A 20,216-nucleotide genomic window follows, 5' to 3' on the forward strand; every position below is an offset into this window, starting at 1 on the left:
AGCTAACCCAGGCAGTCGGCCGCCGTCGTGAGCTCGGCGGACATGTTCTGCTGCATCATCTTCAGGGCCGCCTTGCCCAGATCGGCGTCGATGTGGGCGATGGCGTCGGTCGGGATCACGACGGGGAAGTGGCGCACGTAGGCGTCGAGCGCGGTGTAGAGGATGCACTGCTCGGTGACCTGGCCGGTGAGGATCAACCGCTTGGTCTCCAGACGACCGAGCAGATAGGCCAGCGCCGTCGCGTAGAAGGCGCTGTGCCGGACCTTCGTCATCACCCGGCAGCCTTCGCCCGGCACGATCGGCTTGATCAGGTCGGGCCGCGCCCCATCCAGCGCGGATCCGACGATGTCGGAGAACTGCGCGGTGAAATCGCCGTAGTTGTCGTTGACGTACACCACGTCAACGCCGTCGGCCTTCCGCGCGCGGCGGATCAGGTCGGCGAGCGGGTCCATGATTTTCTCGACATTGGGTATCAGATCCTCAGCGTCGGGATGCTGATACGTGTTCATCATGTCGACCACTACGACAGCGGTATCGCTCATGCCGTTGGGGATACCCGGCGGCGACGAGTCGACAACCGTCGGAGGACAATGGGAGGGTCATGGACTTTTACAACGCCTACCATCAGGGCTTTGTCCGCGTCGCGGCCTGCACGCAGCACACCGAGCTCGGCGATCCGGCGGCCAACGCCGAGTCGGTGCTGCGGTTGGCCGGCCAATGCCATGACGACGGCGTCGCCGTGGCCGTCTTCCCGGAGCTGACCCTGTCGGGGTACTCCATCGAGGACATCGTCCTGCAGGACCTCCTGCTCGACGACGTCGAAGCCGCCGTCAAGGACGTCGTCACCGGGTCGGCCGACCTGCTGCCCGTGTTGGTCGTCGGCGCCCCGCTGCGCTACCGGCATCGCATCTACAACACCGCGGTGGTCATCCACCGCGGCGAGGTGCTCGGCGTCGCGCCCAAGTCGTACCTGCCCACCTATCGCGAGTTCTACGAGCGCCGCCAGATCGCGCCCGGCAACGACGAGCGCGGCACCATCCGCATCGGCGACCTCGATGCCCCGTTCGGTCCCGATCTGCTGTTCGCCGCGTCCGATCTGCCGGGCTTGGTGTTGCACGTCGAAATCTGCGAGGACATGTTCGTCCCGATCCCACCCAGCGCCGAGGCGGCGCTGGCGGGGGCGACGGTGCTGGCCAATCTCTCCGGGAGCCCGATCACGATCGGGCGCGCCGAGGACCGGTGCCTGCTGGCGCGCTCGGCGTCGTCGCGGTGCCTGGCCGCCTACGTGTACGCCGCCGCGGGGGAGGGCGAATCGACGACCGACCTGGCCTGGGACGGCCAGACCATGGTCTGGGAGAACGGCGTGCTGCTCGCCTCCTCCGAGCGCTTCCCCAAGGGGGAGCGCCGCAGCGTCGCCGACGTCGACCTCGAGCTGCTCCGCTCGGAACGGCTGCGGATGGGCACCTTCGACGACAACCGGCGCCACCACCGGACGACGGCGGAGTCGTTCCGGCGCATCGAGTTCCGGCTCGATCCTCCCGCGGGTGACATCGGACTGCGCCGCGAGATCGAGCGCTTCCCGTTCGTGCCGGCCGATCCGCAACGGCTGGAACAGGATTGCTACGAGGCCTACAACATTCAGGTCTCGGGGCTCGAGCAGCGGCTGCGCGCGCTGGACTATCCGAAGGTGGTCATCGGGATTTCCGGTGGACTGGATTCGACCCACGCGCTGATCGTGGCCGCCCGCGCGATGGACCGCGAGGAACGGCCGCGCAGCGACATCCTGGCGTTCACGCTGCCCGGCTTCGCGACCGGAGATCGCACCAAGCGCAACGCGATCGAGCTGTGCCGCGCGCTGGGTGTCACCTTCTCCGAGATCGACATCACCGAGACCGCGCAGCTGATGCTCAAGGAGATCGACCACCCGTTCTCGCGCGGCGAGAAGGTCTACGACGTCACCTTCGAGAACGTCCAGGCCGGACTGCGCACCGATTACCTGTTCCGGCTGGCCAACCAGCGCGGCGGGATCGTGCTGGGCACCGGTGACCTCTCGGAGCTGGGGTTGGGCTGGTCGACGTACGGGGTCGGCGACCAGATGTCGCACTACAACGTCAACGGCGGGGTCCCCAAGACGCTGATCCAGCACCTGATCCGGTGGGTGATTTCGTCGGGCCAGTTCGAATCCGACGTGTGCGAGGTGCTGCAGTCGGTGTTGGACACCGAGATCACGCCGGAGCTCGTTCCGAGCGGCGAGGAGGAAGAGCTGCAGAGCAGCGAGGCCAAGGTCGGCCCCTTTGCCCTGCAGGACTTCTCGCTGTTCCATGTGCTGCGGTTCGGGTTCCGGCCGTCGAAGATCGCGTTCCTGGCGTGGCACGCGTGGAGCGACCCCGAGCAGGGCAACTGGCCGACGGGATTCCCCGAGGACAAGCGACCGTCGTACTCGCTCAAGGAGATCCGGCACTGGCTGGGAGTGTTCGTGCAGCGGTTCTACTCGTTCAGCCAGTTCAAGCGCTCGGCCCTGCCCAACGGCCCCAAGGTGTCACATGGCGGCGCGCTGTCGCCGCGCGGCGACTGGCGCGCCCCCTCGGACATGTCGGCGCGGATCTGGCTCGACGAGATCGAGCGCGAGGTGCCGGAGGACTAGGCAGGGCCGGACGCGGTTACGCCTTCGCGCGGCGCCAGCCTTGGTATTGCAGTTCCGCGAACAGCAGCGTGTAGGCGCCGGCCGCCAGGTTCAACACGATGCCGGCCGAGGTCAACGGGAAGACATCCGCGAGCACGAGTACGACGGCGGCCACCGTGTACAACAGATTGGCGATGATGACTCCCATGCCGGCGCGGCGTACCGCCGGCAAGGCGGCCAGCCCGAACACGACCACCCCGTAGGCGATCAAGAACGCGGCCATGCCGTACTCGAACGCCTTCGTGGTGCCCGAGAGTTCGGCGAGCCAGCCGGCCACCGGGATGCCGGCCACGCCGACCAGTCCGCTGATGGCGGCGTCGGCACGCATGGTGAAGCGAAGCAACCCGTCGCGAGTTGCTGTGCGGTCAATGGTGGTGGCGGACATTGGTTTCCTTTCTCGAAGGTTGACACCGGTCAGGCTGCTCGGAAACCACTGCCAAATCGACGTCACGCGCTGCCAGCTACTGCCAACCGCAGGTCAGCGCCGGGTGGGATGTGCCGACAAAGTCGTAACGCGCAGCTGCTGGACACCCCGATCGGCGCCGCCCTGCTCCGCGCCGCGTTAACGAACGAGCCCGACCCCCGGCACGAATCGACCCACCCTGGCGGCGTAGGCGCGATAGGCGTCGCCGTGCGTCCGCAGCAGGTACGGCTCCTCGACGCGCCGGACCTGGACCTCGATCGTGGCGATCAGCAGGATAAGACCCGCCAACGCAACGACATTGGGCGTCACCAGCGCGATTCCGAAGCCGAAGGTGAACATCGCGGTATAGATCGGGTTGCGGATGCGGCCGAACACGCCGGTGTGCACCAGCGTCGTGGTCTCCCTCGGGTCCACCCCGATCCGCCAGGAATCACCCATCTCGAGTTGCGCGTACACCGTCGCGGCGATGCCGGCCGTTGCCACCACGATGCCCACGGCCTGGATCCACGCCTCGTCCAGCACGCCGACGGGCTCAACGACCCTGGCCTCCTGCAGGATTGGGGCGCAGAGCGCCACCGCGAGCGCGACCACGAAGCCGACCCCGGCCAGGCGTTCCAGTGCGCCACCGGTACGGATGCCGCGAAAGCCGGTCGAGCCGGTCCGCCGATACTGCAGCCAACTGCGCCAGCCGAATCCGAGCAGTCCGAATATCGCGAAGAGCACCAAGGCCATGTCGGCGGCGGCTGTCGCCGGCATGCAGGCTCCCATGACCGCAGGCATCGCAGCGAGGGTACCTCAATCGCTTTGGTCGGGAAAAGCGTCCCGCACCGCGGTGTCGATCGCGTCCGCGCCCGGGGCGCAGTCGCCGGCGCCGGCAACCACGGTCGCCAGCGCGCCCGCGGCGCAGGCACGCCGCAGCGCGGCCAGCCGCTCGGCCCCGGAAGCCGGGTTGGCACCGTCGCCGCGCGGCCAGCTCGCGGCCAGCACCCCGGCGAACACGTCGCCCGCGCCGGTGGTGTCAACGGCTTCGACCGCCGGCGCCGGTACGACGAAATCGCCGTCTTCCCCGACATAGCGCGCGCCGCGCGCACCCAGGGTGATCGCCAAGTGGGCCGCCCGCCACGGCCAGGATTGGGCCTCGGCTTCGTTGGCGATCACCACGTCCGCAGTAGCCGCGAGCTCGGCCAATCGGCTTGGGTCCCGGCCCGCGGGTGAGGCGTTGACGATGACCGCCGCCCCCGCCGAGCGGGCTTCGCGCGCCGCCGCCACCGCCGTCGGCACCGGAATCTCCAACTGCGTCAAAAGCACGTCGCAGGTGGCGATCGCCCGGCACGCGTGGACGGCGGCCGGGGTCAACCGCCCGTTGGCGCCCGGCGCGACGACGATGGTGTTCTCGGCGCGGGAGTCGACCACGATGACGGCCGTGCCGCTCGGCCCCGTAACCTCGATCGCCCCGTCCAGCCCAACGCCGTTGGCCCGCAGGTGGGCCCGCAACGCCGCCGCGGCCGCGTCGTCGCCGAGCGCGCCCACGAACTGCACGCGCGCGCCCGCGCGCGCCGCCGCCACGGCCTGGTTGGCGCCCTTGCCGCCGGGCGAGGAGGTCAGCGACGAGGCCAACACCGTCTGACCCGGCCGCGGCAGGGCGTCGACGTCGAACGTCAGGTCCATGTTCACGCTGCCGACAACACAGACCCGCGCCATGATGCCGACGTTAGTCGGGCCGCAATTCGGACGGGCGACGCCCGCCGGGAACCGCAATACGACCATTTCTGGCCGAACCCCAAGCCGGGTTGGGCATTTTGCCGCTGATCCTTCGCGGCATTCGCCAATATCGTGATCTCCGCGCGTTAGTCTGCTGCGTGATCGGTGCTTAATCCGGTCGGAAGGAGGGGGAAAGGCGAATGACGTTGACCGAGCCGAAAATGGCCGAACCGGCGTCGGAAAACACGCCGGAAACCGCCCCTGAATCCGGGTCGCCCGAAAGGCCGCGCCGGGGTGCGCGCCGGCCGCTGGTGTGGCACCGCTTCCGCTTCGGCATCCAGTCCAAGATCCTCATCGCGATGCTCCTGTCGGGCATCCTCGGCGTGTCGGTGATCGGGCTCATCGGAGCCATATCCGGCCGCAACGCGCTGCGACAGGTCGAGTCCGAGCGGCTGATCGAGTTGCGCGAGTCGCAGAAGAGGCAGGTCCAAGCGCTGTTCCGGGAGGTGACGAATTCCCTGATCGTCTACAGCAGCGGATTCAGCATCAACGAGGCCACCGCGGCGTTGACGGCGGGCTTCAACCAATTGGGAAGTTCCACGATCACCCCCGCCCAGCAGCAGGAGCTGGTCAACTACTACCAGAATCAGATGATCGCGCCGATCAAACGGATCAACGGCAACGACATCGACCTCAACGCGGTGCTGCCGACGTCCCCGTCGCAGAAATACGTGCAGGCGTATTACACCGCGCCCCCGAGGCCGACCGCCGACTCGTTGCCCGTCGAGGACGCCGGCGACGGCAGCGCATGGTCGGCGGCCAACGCGCGCTTCGATTTCTACATGCGCTCCATCGTCACCCGCTTCGATTATCGCGACGCGCTGCTGCTCGACATGCAGGGCAACGTCGTCTACTCGGTCCGGAAGGGCCCCGACCTCGGGACCAACATCCTCACCGGGCCCTACCGCGAATCGAAGCTGCACGACGCGTACGACAAGGCGCTGCGCTCCAACGACGTGGATTTCGTCTGGATCACCGACTTTCAGCCGTATCAGCCGGCGCTCGACGCGCCCACGGCGTGGGTGGTCTCGCCGGTCGGCATGAACGGCAAGATGGACGGGGTCATGGCCCTTCCGGTACCGATCGGCAAGATCAACGACATCATGACCGCCAACAAGCACTGGCAAGCCGCCGGCATGGGCACCGCGACCGAGACCTATCTCGCCGGCGCCGACGGCCTGATGCGTTCGGACTCACGGGAATTCCTGGAGAACCCACAGGAATACAAGCGGGACGCCATCGCCGCCGGCACGGCACCCGACGTCGTGGAAAAGGCGATCCGGCTGGGCGGCACGACGCTGGTGCAGCCCGTCGACACCGCGGGTCTTCGCGCCGCCAAGCGCGGGGAGTCCGGCACCGTGAGCTCCGTCGATTACACCGGCAACAAGGAATTGGAAGCCTATGCCCCCCTGGACATTCCCAATTCCGACCTGCACTGGTCGATCCTGGCCACGCGGGACGACTCGGACGCATTTGCGCGGCTGGGCAGGTTCAGCAAGACACTCGTGATCGCGGTCACCGCGCTGGTGTTCGTGATCAGCGTCGCCTCGATGCTGATCGCGGGGACGGCGATGCGGCCGGTCCGGCGGCTGGAGGAGGGCACCCGCAAGATCAGCTCCGGCGACTACGACGTCAACATTCCGGTGCTGGCCCGCGACGAAATCGGCGATCTCACCGCGGCTTTCAACGAGATGAGCCGTAACCTCGCGATCAAGGAAGAGCTGCTCAACGAGCAGCGCAACGAAAACAACCGCCTCCTGCTGGCGTTGATGCCGGAGTCGATCGTCCAGCGGTATCGCGAGGGCGAGGCGACCATCGCCCAGAAGCACCAGGACGTCGCGATCATCTTTGCCGACATCGCTGGGCTGGACGAGCTTTCCAACGATCTTTCCGGCGACGAACTGGTAGGGATCGTCGACGAGCTGTTCAGGCAATTCGATTCGGCCGCGGAAACCCTTGGCGTCGAACGGATCCGGACATTCCACAACGGTTACCTCGCCACCTGCGGGGTGATCACGCCGCGGTTGGACAGCATTCACCGAACCGTTGATTTCGCCGTCGAGATGCGCCGCATCATCGAGCGGTTCAACAGCCAGACCGGCCACGAGTTGGGCCTTCGGGTCGGCATCAACACCGGCAACGTCATCAGCGGGCTGGTGGGCCGATCGAGCCTCGTCTACGACATGTGGGGCGCCGCGGTGAGCCTGGCCTCCCAGATGCACAGGGGCGCACCGCAACCCGGCATCTACGTCAGCACACCGGTGTACGAAGCGATGCGCGATGTGCGGCAGTTCACGCCCGCGGGCACCATCTCGGTGGGCGGAACCGAGCAGGCCATGTACCGGTTGTCGGAGCGATGATGAACGCCTGGAACTCCTCGTGGTTCTACTGGGCGATCGGCATCGCGATCGGCTTCCCGGTCGGGCTGATATTTCTGACTGAGCTGCACCACACGCTGGTCCGCCGGAACAGCCGCGTGGCCAGGCAGGTCGGCCTGCTGCGCAACTACCTGCTGCCCCTCGTCGCGCTCTTGCTGCTGCTCGTCAAGGCGTCACAGATTCCGGCCGGAGAGGTGCCGGTGCGGCTCCTCACCACGGTGTTCGGCTTTTTGGTGCTGGTGCTGATGCTGTCCGGGCTCAACGCCACCGTGTTCGAAGGCGCGCCCGAAGAGAGTTGGCGGGCGCGCATGCCGGCCATCTTCCTCGACGTCGCGCGGTTCGCGCTGATCGGCGTCGGGCTGGTTCTGATCCTGTCGTATATCTGGGGGGTCCGGGTCGGCGGCCTGTTCACCGCGCTGGGCGTCACGTCGGTCGTCATCGGCCTGATGCTGCAGAACTCCGTCGGCCAGATCGTGTCGGGCTTGTTCATGCTTTTCGAGCAGCCGTTCCGGATCAACGATTGGCTGGACACCGGCACGGCGCGGGGGCGCGTCATCGAGGTGAACTGGCGCGCCGTGCACATCGACACCGGCAGCGGAATGCGGGTCACACCGAACTCGGTGCTGGCCACGACGGCCTTCACCAACCTGAGCCGTCCGGCGGGCTCCCACAAACTGGCGATGACGACCACGTTTTCGCCCGCCGACCCGCCCGACCGGGTGTGCGCCATGCTGTCGCGCGTCGCCCTCGGTCTGCCCCAGCTCAAGGCCGACGCGGTGCCGCGTTCGGTGCCCCTCGGCGGCGGCGAATACCGCACCTCCATCGGGCTGGCCTCACCCGCCGACGATGGTGCCGCCAAAGCCACCTTCCTGCGCTGGGTCTGGTACGCCGCGCGGCGGGAAGACCTGCACCTGGACAACAGCGACGACGACTACTCGAGCCCCGAACGGGTGGAGAAGGCGCTGCGCACGGTGGTGGCGCCGGCGTTGCGGCTGAACGCCGACGAACAGCGGTCGCTGCATTCGTGCGCGAAACTCGTGCGATACGGCGCCGACGAAACCGTGGAGTACGCCGGTCAGATTCCGAGCGGAATGACGTTTCTGGTCGAGGGCCGCGTGCAGCTGACCGCCACGGCCGACGACGGGTCGATCGTGCCGATCAGCACGCTGCTCGAGGGCTCGTTCCTGGGGCTGACCGCGCTGACCCGCCAGCCGAACATGGCGAGCGCGTACGCGCTCGATGAGGTGACCGCGCTGGAGATCGATCGCGAACACATCGAGCACCTGGTGACGCGTGAACCGTTGCTGCTGCAGAACTTCGGCCACATCCTCGAAGAGCGGCAGAGCAAAGTGCGGCAGGCGCGGCGCGGCGAGCGGGTCGCGTGAGCCGCCCGCTCTGAACTGGCCCGCTAAGTACCGTTACCCTGGATAAATGAGTCTGCAAGCTCCAACGCGCCCTGACTTGCGCCGGGAGGTCCACGACGCCGCGCGCCGCGCCCGGGTCGCCGCCCGCGCGCTGGCGTTGTTGCCGACCGTCGCCAAGGACGCGGCGCTGCAGTCGGCGGCCGACGCGATAGGCGCCCACACCGAGCGGATCCTGGCGGCCAACGCCGAAGACCTCGACGCCGCCCGGGCCGCCGGCACACCGACCGCGATGCTCGACCGGTTGGCGCTGGACCACAAGCGCGTCGACGGAATCGCCGCCGGCCTGCGTCAGGTCGCGGGGCTGCCGGACCCGGTCGGCGAGGTGCTGCGGGGCTACACCCTGCCCAACGGGCTGCACCTGCGCCAGCAGCGGGTTCCGCTCGGGGTGGTCGGCATGATCTACGAGGGCCGGCCCAACGTCACCGTCGACGCGTTCGGGTTGGCGCTCAAGTCCGGCAACGCGGTGCTGCTGCGCGGCAGCTCGTCGGCGGCGAAGTCCAATCAGACGCTCGTCGACGTCTTGCGCGGGTCGCTGATCAGCGAGGACTTGCCCGCCGACGCGGTTCAGCTCCTCTCGGCCGCCGATCGGTCCACGGTGACCCACCTAATCCAGGCGCGCGGCCTGGTCGACGTGGTCATCCCGCGCGGCGGTGCCAGCCTGATCGACGCGGTGGTGCGCGACGCGCGGGTGCCCACCATCGAGACCGGTGTCGGCAACTGCCACGTGTACGTGCACGAGTCCGCCGACCTGGACGTGGCGCAACGGATCCTGCTGAACTCCAAGACCCGTCGGCCCAGCGTCTGTAACGCCGCCGAGACACTGCTGGTCGATGCCGCGATCGCGGGGACGGCCATGCCCAGGCTGGTGGCCGCCTTGGAGGACGCCGGGGTGACGGTTCATCTCGACGCGGACGAGGCCGACCTGCGCCGCGAGTACCTGTCGATGGACATCGCGGTGGCCGTCGTCGACGGCGTCGACGCGGCGATCGCCCACATCAACGAGTACGGCACCGGGCACACCGAGGCCATCGTGACGACGAATATGGCTGCGGCTCAACGGTTCAGCGACGGAGTCGACGCGGCCGCGGTGATGGTGAACGCGTCCACGGCCTTCACCGACGGCGAGCAGTTCGGTTTTGGCGCCGAGATCGGCATTTCCACGCAGAAGTTGCATGCCCGCGGCCCGATGGGGTTGCCCGAACTGACCTCGACCAAGTGGATCGCGTGGGGAGACGGGCAGACCCGCCCGGCCTGACGCCCCGCCCAACGCCTTAGGAGAACCGAGATCGTGAGTGTGCCCGCCCGGCCGGCGCCGCTGTTCGCCGACATCGACGACGTCTCGCGGCGGTTGGCCGAGACCGGCTACCTGCCCGACACCGCCACCGCGACGGCGGTGTTCCTGGCCGACCGGCTCGGCAAGCCGCTGCTGGTGGAGGGACCGGCCGGCGTCGGCAAGACCGAGCTGGCCCGCGCCATCGCCCAGGCCACCGGCTCGGGACTGGTGCGCCTGCAGTGCTACGAGGGCGTCGACGAGGCCCGCGCGCTGTACGAGTGGAACCACGCCAAGCAGATCCTGCGCATCCAGGCCGGCTCGGGCGACTGGGACCAGACCAAGGACGACGTGTTCAGCGAGGAGTTCCTGCTGCAGCGCCCGCTGCTGACGGCCATCCGCCGCACGGACCCGACGGTGCTGCTGATCGACGAGACCGACAAGGCCGACATCGAGATCGAGGGCCTGCTGCTGGAGGTGCTGTCCGACTTCGCGGTGACGGTCCCGGAACTGGGCACCATCACCGCCGAGCGGACACCGCTGGTGGTGCTGACCTCCAACGCGACCCGGGAACTGTCCGAGGCGCTCAAGCGTCGTTGCCTGTTCCTGCACATCGACTTCCCGACCCCCGATCTGGAGCGCCGCATCCTGTTGTCCCGGGTCCCCGAGCTGCCCGCGCACCTGGCCGAGGAGCTGGTGCGCATCATCGGCGTGCTGCGCGGGATGCAGCTGAAGAAGGTGCCGTCCATCGCCGAGACCATCGACTGGGGCCGCACCCTGCTCGCGCTGGGCCTGGACACCATCGACGACGCGGTGGTCGCCCAGACACTCGGCGTGGTGCTCAAGCATCAATCCGATCAGCAGCGCGCCGCCGGCGAGCTCCGGCTGAACTAGGCACGCACCGATGGCCGCCCGCCGCATCCGCCCCAGCCGCCCGCTCGCCCCGCACGGGTTGCCGGGGCATTTGGTCGGCTTCGTGGAAGCGCTTCGCGCAAGCGGGATTTCGGTGGGGCCGTCGGAGACGGTGGACGCCGGCCGGGTGATGGCGACGCTGGGCCTGGCCGATCGTGAGGTGCTGCGGGAGGGCATCGCGTGCGCGGTGCTGCGCCGCCCCGATCACCGCGAGACCTACGACGCCATGTTCGACCTGTGGTTCCCCGCCGCGCTGGGCGCACGGGCCGTGGTCACCGACGCGGAGCCCGGCGAGGCGCAAGACGGCTCGCTTCCGCCCGACGACGTCGAGGCGATGCGCCAGATGCTGCTGGACCTGCTCACCGAAAATCCCGAGCTGGCGGACATGGACGAGCGCCTGGTCGCGATGATCGCGCGGATCGTGGAGGCCTACGGCAAATACAGTTCCAGCCGGGGGCCGTCGTTCTCGTCGTACCAGGCGCTCAAGGCGATGGCGCTGGACGAACTGGAGGGCAAGCTGCTGGCCGGGCTGCTCGCGCCGTACGGTGACGAGCCCACGCCCACCCAGGAGCAGATCGCCAAAGCGCTGGCGGCCCAGCGGATCACGCAGCTGCGCAAGATGGTCGACGCCGAGACCAAGCGGCGCACCGCCGAGCAGCTCGGCCGCGACCACGTCCAGATGTACGGCATCCCACAGCTTTCGGAGAACGTCGAGTTCCTGCGCGCCTCCGGCGAACAGCTGCGCCAGATGCAACGGGTGGTGGCGCCGCTGGCCCGCACCCTGGCGACCCGGCTGGCGGCCCGCCGGCGGCGCTCCCGGGCCGGGACCATCGACCTGCGCAAGACGCTGCGCAAGTCCATGTCCACCGGCGGGGTGCCGATCGACGTGGTGCTGGCCAAGCCCCGCCCGGCCCGGCCGGAACTCGTTGTGCTGTGCGATGTTTCGGGCTCGGTCGCCGGGTTCAGCCACTTCACCCTGCTGCTGGTGCACGCCCTGCGGCAGCAGTTCTCGCGAGTTCGGGTCTTCGCGTTCATCGACACGACCGACGAGGTCACCCACATGTTCGGCCCGGAAGCCGACCTGGCCGTGGCGATCCAGCGGATCACCCGGGAGGCCGGCGTGTACAGCCGTGACGGGCACTCCGACTACGGCAATGCGTTCGTCTCGTTCCTGCAGGCCCACCCGAACGCGCTGTCGCCGCGCAGCTCGCTGCTGGTGCTCGGGGACGGGCGCACCAACTACCGCGACCCGGCCATCGATGTGCTGGTGGACATGGTGACCGCCAGCCGCCACGCGCACTGGCTGAACCCCGAGCCCAAGCACCTGTGGGGCAGCGGCGACTCGGCCGTGCCGCGCTACCAAGAGGTCATCACGATGCACGAATGCCGGTCGGCCAAGCAGCTGGCGGCGGTGATCGACCAGCTGCTGCCGGTCTGACAGCGCGTCGGCCCGCTGAGCTGGGGAATCAGCGCCCGGTCTGACCTCAAGTAAGCTGGCAAATCGTGCAAAAGCAGCTGCGCCGGCTCGGGGTGATGGGCGGGACGTTCGATCCCATCCATTACGGCCACCTGGTGGCCGCCAGCGAGGTCGCCGACCTGTTCGACTTGGACCAGGTGGTCTTCGTGCCCAGCGGTCAGCCGTGGCAGAAGAGCCGCAACGTTTCCGCGGCCGAGGACCGTTACCTGATGACGGTGATCGCCACCGCGTCCAATCCGCGGTTTTCGGTGAGCCGCGTCGACATCGACCGCGCCGGGCCCACCTACACCCGGGACACCCTTGCCGACCTGCACGCGCTCAACCCCGAAGCGCAGCTGTACTTCATCACGGGCGCCGACGCGCTCGAGTCGATCCTGTCGTGGCAGGGCTGGGAGGAGCTGTTCGGGTTGGCGCGCTTCATCGGCGTCAGCCGGCCCGGATACGAGCTGCGCCGCGAACACGTCACCGGCGTGCTGGGCGAGCTGACCGAGGACGCGCTGACCCTCGTCGAGGTCCCGGCGCTGGCGATCTCGTCGACCGACTGCCGCCGGCGTGCCGAGGAGGGCCGCCCGCTGTGGTACCTGATGCCCGACGGTGTCGTGCAATACGTTTCGAAGCGCCGGCTGTACCGCGCGACCGAAGGAACCGGGCGCCCAACGACTTTCGCGGCGGGAAACAACGCATGAGCGCCACCAGGGAAGCCATCGACATGGCCACCGTGGCGGCCGCCGCGGCCGCCTCGAAACTGGCCGACGACGTGCTCGTCATCGACGTCTCGGGCCAGCTGGTGATCACGGACTGCTTCGTCATCGCCTCGGCGTCCAACGAGCGGCAGGTCAACGCGATCGTCGACGAGGTCGAGGAGAAGATGCGCAAGGCGGGCTACCGCCCGGCGCGGCGCGAGGGCGCCCGCGAAGGGCGCTGGACGCTGCTCGACTACCGCGACATCGTCGTGCACATCCAGCACCAGGACGACCGCAACTTCTACGCGCTGGACCGGCTGTGGGGCGACTGCCCGGTGATCTCGGTGGACCTGGACGACCCGGAAGGTCCCGCAGACTCGGCGAGCGCGCGATGAGGATCCGCCGCCTGGTGATGCTCCGGCACGGCCAAACCGACTTCAACGCCGGCAGCCGCATGCAGGGACAGCTGGACTCCGCGCTCACCGAACTCGGTCGCGCCCAGGCGGTCGCCGCCGCCGAGGTGCTGGGCAAGCTGCCGCCGTTGCTGATCGTTTCGTCGGACCTGCATCGCGCCTACGACACCGCGGTCACGCTGGGGGAGCGGACCGGGTTGACGGTGCGGGTGGACCCGCGGTTGCGCGAGACCCATCTGGGCGACTGGCAGGGACTGACGCACACCGAGGTCGACGCGCAGGCCCCCGGCGCGCGACTGGCCTGGCGCGACGACGCCAGGTGGGCGCCGCACGGCGGGGAAAGCAGGGTCGATGTGGCCGCGCGAAGCGTGCCGGTGGTCGCCGAGCTGGTGGCCGGCGAGCCGGAATGGGGTGACCCCGCCGGGCCGGACCGACCCGTGGTGCTGGTGGCGCACGGGGGGCTGATCGCCGCCCTGTCCGCGGCGTTGCTCAAGCTGCCGGTCGACAACTGGCCGATTCTGGGCGGCATGGGCAACGCCAGTTGGGCTCAACTGAGTGGGCATGCCGGTGACTCGGATGTCGATTTCGGCAGCATCCGGTGGCGCCTCGACGTGTGGAACGCTTCCGCGCAGGTTGCCAACGATGTCCTCTGACGCGCGCGCGAGGCCCACCCTGCTGGTGTTCGCCGACTCCCTTTCCTACTACGGGCCCACCGGCGGCTTGCCCGCCGACGATCCCCGCATCTGGCCCAATATCGTTGCCACGCAACTAGGTTGGGATGTCGAGCTGATCGGCCGCATCGGCTGGACCTGTCGCGACGTCTGGTGGGCGGCGACGCAGGACCCGCGGGCGTGGGCGGCGCTGCCCCGGGCGGGCGCGGTGATCTTCGCGACCGGTGGGATGGATTCGCTGCCGTCGGTGCTGCCGACCGCGGTGCGCGAGCTGATCCGCTATGTGCGCCCACCGTGGCTGCGGCGCTGGGTCCGCGACGGCTACGCGTGGCTGCAGCCCCGGCTCTCGCCGGTGGCCCGGTCGGCGCTGCCGCCGCACCTGAGCGCCGAATACCTCGAACAGACCCGCGGCGCAATCGATTTCAACCGCCCTGGCATTCCCATCGTCGCGTCGCTGCCGTCGGTGCACATCGCCGAGACATACGGCAAGGCTCACCACGGCCGCGCGGGAACGGTGGCCGCCATCACCGAATGGGCGCAGCAACACGATGTCCCGCTGGTGGATCTCAAAGCCGCTGTGGCAGAACAGGTCATGAGTGGGCGCGGCAACCCCGACGGCATCCACTGGAATTTCGAAGCCCACCAGGCGGTCGCCGAGCTGATGCTCAAGGCCCTGGCCGAAGCCGGCGTACCCCAAGAGAAACCGCGCGGGTAGCGGCAATGCCTGTCGTGGTGGTGACCGATGCGTCGTCGCGCCTGCCCGCCGATCTGCTCGAAAAGTGGGACATTCGCGTGGTTCCGTTGCACATCTTGCTCGACGGCCGCGACCTGCGCGACGGCTTCGACGACATTCCCGACGACATCTACCAACAGCACGCGACCACCGCCGCGGCCACCCCGGCCGAACTGGCCAACGCGTATCAGCAGGCGCTGGCGGACAGCGGCGGCGACGGCGTGGTGGCGGTGCACCTTTCCTCGGCGCTGTCCGGAACCTACGGTGCCGCCCAACGGACCGCGGCCGACCTCGACGCGAACGTGCGCGTCGTCGACTCGCGGTCGGCCGCGATGGGCACGGGGTTCGTGGCGCTGGCCGCCGCGCGCGCCGCCGCCGACGGCGCCGACCTGGGCGCCGTCGCGGGAGCGGCGACGTCGGCGGTGTCGCGCGGCCACGCGTTCGTGGTGGTGCACCGGCTGGACAACCTGCGCCGCAGCGGCCGGATCGGCGGGGCCAAGGCGTGGCTGGGGACCGCGCTGGCGCTCAAGCCGCTGTTGCGCATCGATGACGGCAAACTCGTTCTCGCCCAACGGGTGCGGACCGTGACCCACGCGACCGCGGCGATGATCGACCGGGTCTGCGAGGTCGTCGGCGAGGGCTCCGCGGCGCTGGCCGTGCAACACGTGGCCAACCCGGAGGGCGCGAACGACGTGGCGGCGGAGCTGGCGCGGCGGCTGCCGGCGTGCGAGCCGGCGATCGTCAGCCCGCTGGGGCCGGTGCTCGGGCTGCACGTCGGCCCGGGGGCCGTCGCGGTGTGCCTGGACCTAGCTCCTGGCGGCTGACGCCACCGGCGCCGCGACGGCGGGGCGGCCGTAGTCGCCGCGCGGGTGGACGACGAGCGGCCACCAGAACCAGCGTCCGAGCAGGGTGGCGATCGACGGCATCAGCAGGGTGCGCACGATCAGGGTGTCGAGCAGCAGGCCGATGCACACGGTGGACCCGAACTGCCCCAGCACCCGTAGGTCGCTGCCGAGCATCGACGCCATGGTGAAGGCGAACACCAGGCCCGCGGCCGTCACCACCCCGCCGGTGCCGGCCATCGACCGGATGATGCCCGTCTTGAGCCCGTGATGGATTTCCTCTTTGAACCGTGAGACCAGCAGCAGGTTGTAGTCCGACCCGACGGCCAGCAGGATGATGACCGACAGCGCCATCACGATCCAGTGGATCCTGATGCCGAACAGGTCCTGCCAAATCAGCACCGACAGCCCGAACGAGGCGGCGATCGAACTGGCCGCGGTGCCGACGATCACCAGCGCGGCGACCACGCTGCGGGTGAGCAGCAGCATGATCATGAAGATCAGCGTCAGGGCCGACACCACGGCGATCATCAGGTCGTATTTCTCGCCGTCGGCCATGTCCCTGAACGTCGCGGCGGTTCCGCCGAGATACACCCGGGCATCCGACAGCGAGGACTGTTTCAACGCCTCCTGGGCGGCGGTGCGTTCGGCGTCGACCCGCGCGATGCCGTCCGGCGTCATCGGATCGCCCTGATGGGTGATGAAGAACCGGGCCGACTTGCCGTCCGGCGACAGGAACATGCGCAGGCCCGTCTGGAAATCCGGGTTGTCGAAGGCCTCCGGTGGCAGGTAGAAGAAGTCGTCGTTCTTGGACTGATCGAAGCTTTGCCCCATCACGATGGCGGTGTTGCTCATCGCCTCCATCTGGTCGATCATCGCCTTGAACGTCTGGTAGAGCGTCAGCGTGATGCCCCTGGTGTTCTTCAGCGTCGAGATCAGTACGGGGAACAGTGCATTCAGGTCGTGGGTGGCCTTGGCGGTGTGTGCGATATCGGCGGTGAGGTAGTGGAACTGCTCGGCGAGCTGGTCGAAGCCGTCGAAGGTGTCGAAGAGGGACCGTATGCCGATGCACAACGGGATGTCGTAGCAGTGCCGCTCCCAGTAGAAGTAGCTACGTACCGGCCGGAAGGTGTCGTCGAAATCCGCGATGTGGTCGCGCAACTTGTCGGTGATCTGTGAGGTCACCTCGGTGGTCTTCGCGCTGTCGTCGGCGGCGTTGGCCAGGTCCAGCGACACCTCGTACTGGCGTTGCGTGGTGTCGATCTGAGTCTGCAGGTCGTCGGCCATCCTGAGGATGTCGGCGATGCGGTCCTTGAGGAAACTCATGTTCTGCATCGTCGTCTGACTCTGGATGCTGTTCTGGAACGGAATCGAGCTGTGCTGAATCGGGATTCCCAGCGGCCGGGTGATGTCCTGGACCATGGCGATGCCCTGCGTGCGCATCTCGTTCTTCGCCACCCGGTCCAACACCAGCATGTCGGCCGGGTTTCGCATGTCGTGGTCGGACTCGACCATCAACAGGTCGGGGTTCATCCGCGCCTCGGAGAAATGCCGATTCGCCGCCTCTTGGCCTTGGTTGGACGGGGCTGACAACGGCAGGTAATGCCGGTCGTTGTAGCTCGTGTGGTAGCTCGGCAGGGCGATCATGCCGACCAGCACGATCGCGCCGCTCACGGCCAAAATCGGTGCGGGCCAACGCACTACGGCGGTGCCCACCCGCCGCCACAGCCGACCGCGCTTGGTCTGCCTTTCGAAGAGGTGAAAGCGACTGCCGACGAAGACGACCGCGGGGCCCAGCGTGAGCCCGGCCGCGACCACCACCAGCATGCCGATCGCCACGGGTGCGCCCATGGTGTTGAACCAGGGCAGCCGCGAAAAACTCAGGCAATACGTCGCCCCGGCGATCGTCAGGCCCGACCCCAGGACGACGGGAGCGACACCCTTGAATGTGGTGTAGTACGCGCTTTCCCGGTCCTCGCCGGAGGCCAATGCCTCTTGATAGCGCCCGACGAGGAAGATGCCGTAGTCGGTCCCGGCGGCGATCGCAAGCATGGTGAGGATGTTCGCGGCGAAGGTCGTGAGCCCGAATGCGTTGTGATAAGCCAGGACCGCGACGACCCCGCGCGAACACGCCAGCGCGACAAGGGTCATGAACAGCTGCACGAGCGTGGTGACGACGGACCGGTAGACCAGCAGCAGCATGATCGCGATGGCGCCCAGCGTGAACAGCGTGATCTTCGCCAGGCTGGCGTTGCCGATGATGTGCATGTCGTCAGACAGCGCGGCGGGTCCGGTGACGTAGGCCTTCACGCCGGGGGGCGCCTTGTTCTCGTCGATCACCTTGCGGACGGCGTCCACGGACTCGTTGGCCTGCGTTGTGCCCTGATTACCGGCAAGGTTGATCTGCACATAGGCGGACTTGGCGTCGGCGCTCTGAGCGCCGGCCGCCGTCAGCCGGTCACCCCAGAAGTCCTGGATGTGCTCGATGTGCTTGGGGTCTTGGCGGAGCTGTCGAATCAGGTTGTCGTAGTAGTGGTGTGCATCGGGGCCGAGGGGTTGCTGGCCCTCCAGCACGATCATCACCGTGCTGTTGGAATCGAATTCGCGGAAGTTGTGGCCCATCCGCATCATCGCCTTCATCGACGGCGCGTCCAGCGGTGCCATCGGCGCCGAGTGCGCCTCGCCGACCTTTTCCAGCGTGGGAACGATGACGTTCACCAACACGGTGACGGCCACCCAGCCCAAAATGATCGGTATCGCGAAGATGCGGATCGCGTGGGAGAGATAGGGCCGGTGGCCGCGATCCGCCATGCTGGGCTTGGTCGTGATCGGGCCTGTGTCCGCCGCGCTCGCGTCGCGGTCGGCCTTGTCGATGTCGGTCATGCGGACTTCACCAGGCAGAAGGTCTGGGCGTTGTGGCCGTCGGAATTCTGGCTATCGCGGACGACGCCGTCCACGGTGATCTTGCAGCTGATTCGGCTGCCGTCGCTTTGCGCCATGACGTTGGCGCTCACCGAGGGAAGCGTGGTGGAGATGGTCGTCGACCAGGGCAGCGGGGCGTTGTTGATCTGGTGGGTGTTGGCGTTCTCGTCCCAGTAGTTGATGTTCGCGGTGGACCCGGGCGGGCCGGAGATGTCGTAGACGACGACCTTCGGATTGAACTGCACGATCTCGATTCCCTTGCCCGCGTTCGCGTTGAGGTCCTCGGACCCGAAAATTTTGTGCAGCCGCGACACCACCAAGGCCGAGACGCCGAGCACGACCACCAACACCACAGGAATCCACGCTCGCCTGAGCGTCCGGGCTAGGGCCTTCATACCTTGACCGCCTTCCGCTCGCCCCCGCGGACCACCGCCGCCGACAACGCCGGTTGCCGATACATTGCTCAGCTAAGCATCGTAGACCTAGTGCACGGAACCGTTCCTCCGGGTATGTGCCCTTGGGGCGGCCAGCACGGCGTCAGTGCGCCACCCGTCCCGTGACCGGCGGCAGATCGGCGAGCGTGACTATCCCCGGCCTGGCGGCGACGACGGCCGGGACCGCATTGGTCACCGGCATGGCGGTGTAGATCATCCCCAGTCCCATGAACCCGGGCTCCGTCCAATCCTTCGGCGGCAGGCAGTGCAGGACGGTGCGCATGTTGGGTAAGCCGAAAACCTGGATGACGTGGCCGTGCTCGAGCGGTTTGGGCGGGACCACGTGGCTGCCCATGGTCCAGTTGAACCCGACGCTGACGACGTTGCGCTCGCCTTCCCAGCCGCGGTGGTAGCCGTAGACGCTGCCGACCGTTCCCTCGGGGATCTTCATGAAGCCCAGATCCGAGTCGGCGGTGGCGGCGGTGAACGTAACGTCGAACGTCATCTTGTCCAGTTGGGCGCCGATCGCGTCGGCCATCATCGCGGCCGATTCCGCGAAGACCTCGCTTTCCCGGCGCACGCTGTCCGCCAGTCCCGGGGTAGCGGGGTCTTGCGAGAACCCCATCGCCGTTTGCGTTTCCGCCGACTCGTAGGTCGAGCAGTCCACCGACTCGGTGATGCGGATCTCGTCGACGCGCTCGCACGACGCGGACAGCACCATCCCGACCATGTTCGTCATCCCGGGGTGCGCTCCGCTGCCGAAGATCGTCGAACCGCCGCGTTCGCAGGCGTCCTGGATGCGCTTGCGATCCTCCTGAGTCTGCTTGCCGCCCGTGATCCACGCGGCGCTGGTGCACACGTTGACGCCCGACTCCAGGAGGCGCACCAGTTCGTCGACGTTCGGCCACAACGGGTTGTAGCAACAGGCGTCGGGTCGAAGCGCCAGCAACGCATCGACGTCATTGGTGGCCTTGATCCCGGTCGGCTCGGGCCACCCGGACAGCTCGGCGGCGTCCACGCCGACCTTTTCGGCGCCGTGCGCGTACACCCCGACCAGTTCCATGTCCGGCCGGCCGATGATGGCGTGCAGCGACCGCCGCCCGATGTTGCCGGTCGTCCACTGGATCACCCGGAAGGGACGGTCTGCGCTGGTCGTGCTCATCGAGGGGCTCCTTTGCCGGTGCGAGTG

Annotated in this window: 18 protein-coding genes; 11 read left to right on the plus strand and 7 right to left on the minus strand. The window is 68.1% G+C overall.

What is annotated here, in order from left to right; genetic code table 11:
* Window positions 1-2 precede the first annotated feature (2 nt).
* On the minus strand, window positions 3-542 hold the full coding sequence (locus tag A5655_RS08220) for a cysteine hydrolase family protein (protein ID WP_067007992.1): 540 nt from the start codon (window positions 540-542) through the stop codon (window positions 3-5).
* A 59-nt stretch (window positions 543-601) separates the two neighbouring features.
* Here A5655_RS08220 and A5655_RS08225 point away from each other — a divergent pair, with 59 nt between their 5' ends.
* Window positions 602-2,644, plus strand: a complete 2,043-nt coding sequence (locus tag A5655_RS08225; protein WP_067008000.1) for an NAD(+) synthase — start codon at window positions 602-604, stop codon at window positions 2,642-2,644.
* A gap of 16 nt (window positions 2,645-2,660) precedes the next feature.
* Here A5655_RS08225 and A5655_RS08230 read toward each other — a convergent pair whose 3' ends face one another.
* The 3 genes from A5655_RS08230 to A5655_RS08240 form a co-directional block, all read right to left on the minus strand.
* Window positions 2,661-3,068 (minus strand): hypothetical protein, encoded by a 408-nt coding sequence (locus A5655_RS08230; RefSeq protein WP_067008011.1) that lies wholly within the window; start codon window positions 3,066-3,068, stop codon window positions 2,661-2,663.
* A gap of 177 nt (window positions 3,069-3,245) precedes the next feature.
* Window positions 3,246-3,863, minus strand: a complete 618-nt coding sequence (locus A5655_RS08235) for an isoprenylcysteine carboxylmethyltransferase family protein (RefSeq protein WP_067008122.1) — start codon at window positions 3,861-3,863, stop codon at window positions 3,246-3,248.
* Window positions 3,864-3,902: 39 nt separating this feature from the next.
* Window positions 3,903-4,808: a PfkB family carbohydrate kinase gene (locus A5655_RS08240; protein WP_067008119.1), complete on the minus strand. Its 906-nt coding sequence runs from the start codon at window positions 4,806-4,808 to the stop codon at window positions 3,903-3,905.
* A 200-nt stretch (window positions 4,809-5,008) separates the two neighbouring features.
* Between A5655_RS08240 and A5655_RS08245 the strand changes: the two genes are divergently transcribed.
* The 10 genes from A5655_RS08245 to A5655_RS08290 all read left to right on the plus strand — a co-directional run bounded on the left by A5655_RS08245 (window position 5,009) and on the right by A5655_RS08290 (window position 15,653).
* On the plus strand, window positions 5,009-7,228 hold the full coding sequence (locus A5655_RS08245) for an adenylate/guanylate cyclase domain-containing protein (RefSeq protein ID WP_082978554.1): 2,220 nt from the start codon (window positions 5,009-5,011) through the stop codon (window positions 7,226-7,228).
* A complete protein-coding gene (locus A5655_RS08250) occupies window positions 7,228-8,631 on the plus strand; it encodes a mechanosensitive ion channel domain-containing protein (RefSeq protein WP_067008014.1) in 1,404 nt (467 codons plus the stop codon). The genes A5655_RS08245 and A5655_RS08250 overlap by 1 nt, the downstream gene beginning before the upstream one ends.
* A 46-nt stretch (window positions 8,632-8,677) precedes the next feature.
* Window positions 8,678-9,925, plus strand: coding sequence for a glutamate-5-semialdehyde dehydrogenase (locus tag A5655_RS08255; protein ID WP_067008017.1), 1,248 nt, complete (start codon window positions 8,678-8,680; stop codon window positions 9,923-9,925).
* Window positions 9,926-9,958: 33 nt separating this feature from the next.
* Entirely contained in the window at window positions 9,959-10,834 is an 876-nt protein-coding gene (locus A5655_RS08260) for a MoxR family ATPase (protein ID WP_067008020.1), read from the plus strand.
* Between the two features lie 10 nt (window positions 10,835-10,844).
* Window positions 10,845-12,290, plus strand: a complete 1,446-nt coding sequence (locus A5655_RS08265) for a VWA domain-containing protein (protein ID WP_067008023.1) — start codon at window positions 10,845-10,847, stop codon at window positions 12,288-12,290.
* A gap of 77 nt (window positions 12,291-12,367) precedes the next feature.
* Window positions 12,368-13,015, plus strand: a complete 648-nt coding sequence (nadD, locus tag A5655_RS08270; RefSeq protein WP_255361994.1) for a nicotinate-nucleotide adenylyltransferase — start codon at window positions 12,368-12,370, stop codon at window positions 13,013-13,015.
* Window positions 13,012-13,407, plus strand: a complete 396-nt coding sequence (gene rsfS / locus A5655_RS08275; protein ID WP_067008026.1) for a ribosome silencing factor — start codon at window positions 13,012-13,014, stop codon at window positions 13,405-13,407. Before nadD ends, rsfS begins: the two co-directional genes overlap by 4 nt.
* A complete protein-coding gene (gene gpgP, locus A5655_RS08280) occupies window positions 13,404-14,078 on the plus strand; it encodes a glucosyl-3-phosphoglycerate phosphatase (RefSeq protein ID WP_067008028.1) in 675 nt (224 codons plus the stop codon). Before rsfS ends, gpgP begins: the two co-directional genes overlap by 4 nt.
* Complete coding sequence (gene octT, locus A5655_RS08285) at window positions 14,068-14,811, plus strand: diglucosylglycerate octanoyltransferase (protein WP_067008030.1); 744 nt, start codon at window positions 14,068-14,070, stop codon at window positions 14,809-14,811. The genes gpgP and octT overlap by 11 nt, the downstream gene beginning before the upstream one ends.
* 5 nt (window positions 14,812-14,816) lie before the next feature.
* The gene (locus A5655_RS08290; protein ID WP_067008033.1) at window positions 14,817-15,653 is read left to right on the plus strand and encodes a DegV family protein; all 837 of its coding nucleotides are present in this window, start codon (window positions 14,817-14,819) and stop codon (window positions 15,651-15,653) included.
* On the opposite strand, the gene A5655_RS08295 is transcribed toward A5655_RS08290, so the two are convergent.
* The 3 genes from A5655_RS08295 to A5655_RS08305 all read right to left on the minus strand — a co-directional run bounded on the left by A5655_RS08295 (window position 15,636) and on the right by A5655_RS08305 (window position 20,189).
* Window positions 15,636-18,554, minus strand: a complete 2,919-nt coding sequence (locus tag A5655_RS08295) for an RND family transporter (RefSeq protein WP_067008036.1) — start codon at window positions 18,552-18,554, stop codon at window positions 15,636-15,638. The genes A5655_RS08290 and A5655_RS08295 overlap by 18 nt on opposite strands.
* Complete coding sequence (locus A5655_RS08300; protein WP_067008039.1) at window positions 18,551-18,988, minus strand: MmpS family transport accessory protein; 438 nt, start codon at window positions 18,986-18,988, stop codon at window positions 18,551-18,553. The genes A5655_RS08295 and A5655_RS08300 overlap by 4 nt, the downstream gene beginning before the upstream one ends.
* A 142-nt stretch (window positions 18,989-19,130) precedes the next feature.
* The gene (locus A5655_RS08305) at window positions 19,131-20,189 is read right to left on the minus strand and encodes a dihydrodipicolinate reductase (RefSeq protein ID WP_067008042.1); all 1,059 of its coding nucleotides are present in this window, start codon (window positions 20,187-20,189) and stop codon (window positions 19,131-19,133) included.
* Between the last annotated feature and the right edge of the window lie 27 nt (window positions 20,190-20,216).

Origin of the sequence: Mycobacterium sp. 1081908.1 (assembly GCF_001673535.1) — a bacterium.
Lineage (GTDB): Bacteria > Actinomycetota > Actinomycetes > Mycobacteriales > Mycobacteriaceae > Mycobacterium.

Excerpts from the sequence above, each read along its gene's own strand:
- A5655_RS08290 (WP_067008033.1), top strand. The coding sequence starts at position 14,817 with ATGCCTGTCGTGGTGGTGACCGATGCGTCGTCGCGCCTGCCCGCCGAT.
- A5655_RS08300 (WP_067008039.1), bottom strand. The coding sequence starts at position 18,988 with ATGAAGGCCCTAGCCCGGACGCTCAGGCGAGCGTGGATTCCTGTGGTG.
- octT (WP_067008030.1), top strand. The coding sequence starts at position 14,068 with ATGTCCTCTGACGCGCGCGCGAGGCCCACCCTGCTGGTGTTCGCCGAC.
- A5655_RS08230 (WP_067008011.1), bottom strand. The coding sequence starts at position 3,068 with ATGTCCGCCACCACCATTGACCGCACAGCAACTCGCGACGGGTTGCTT.
- rsfS (WP_067008026.1), top strand. The coding sequence starts at position 13,012 with ATGAGCGCCACCAGGGAAGCCATCGACATGGCCACCGTGGCGGCCGCC.
- A5655_RS08220 (WP_067007992.1), bottom strand. The coding sequence starts at position 542 with ATGAGCGATACCGCTGTCGTAGTGGTCGACATGATGAACACGTATCAG.
- gpgP (WP_067008028.1), top strand. The coding sequence starts at position 13,404 with ATGAGGATCCGCCGCCTGGTGATGCTCCGGCACGGCCAAACCGACTTC.
- A5655_RS08235 (WP_067008122.1), bottom strand. The coding sequence starts at position 3,863 with ATGCCGGCGACAGCCGCCGCCGACATGGCCTTGGTGCTCTTCGCGATA.
- A5655_RS08245 (WP_082978554.1), top strand. The coding sequence starts at position 5,009 with ATGACGTTGACCGAGCCGAAAATGGCCGAACCGGCGTCGGAAAACACG.
- A5655_RS08250 (WP_067008014.1), top strand. The coding sequence starts at position 7,228 with ATGAACGCCTGGAACTCCTCGTGGTTCTACTGGGCGATCGGCATCGCG.
- A5655_RS08255 (WP_067008017.1), top strand. The coding sequence starts at position 8,678 with ATGAGTCTGCAAGCTCCAACGCGCCCTGACTTGCGCCGGGAGGTCCAC.
- A5655_RS08240 (WP_067008119.1), bottom strand. The coding sequence starts at position 4,808 with ATGGCGCGGGTCTGTGTTGTCGGCAGCGTGAACATGGACCTGACGTTC.
- A5655_RS08305 (WP_067008042.1), bottom strand. The coding sequence starts at position 20,189 with ATGAGCACGACCAGCGCAGACCGTCCCTTCCGGGTGATCCAGTGGACG.
- A5655_RS08225 (WP_067008000.1), top strand. The coding sequence starts at position 602 with ATGGACTTTTACAACGCCTACCATCAGGGCTTTGTCCGCGTCGCGGCC.
- A5655_RS08265 (WP_067008023.1), top strand. The coding sequence starts at position 10,845 with ATGGCCGCCCGCCGCATCCGCCCCAGCCGCCCGCTCGCCCCGCACGGG.
- A5655_RS08295 (WP_067008036.1), bottom strand. The coding sequence starts at position 18,554 with ATGACCGACATCGACAAGGCCGACCGCGACGCGAGCGCGGCGGACACA.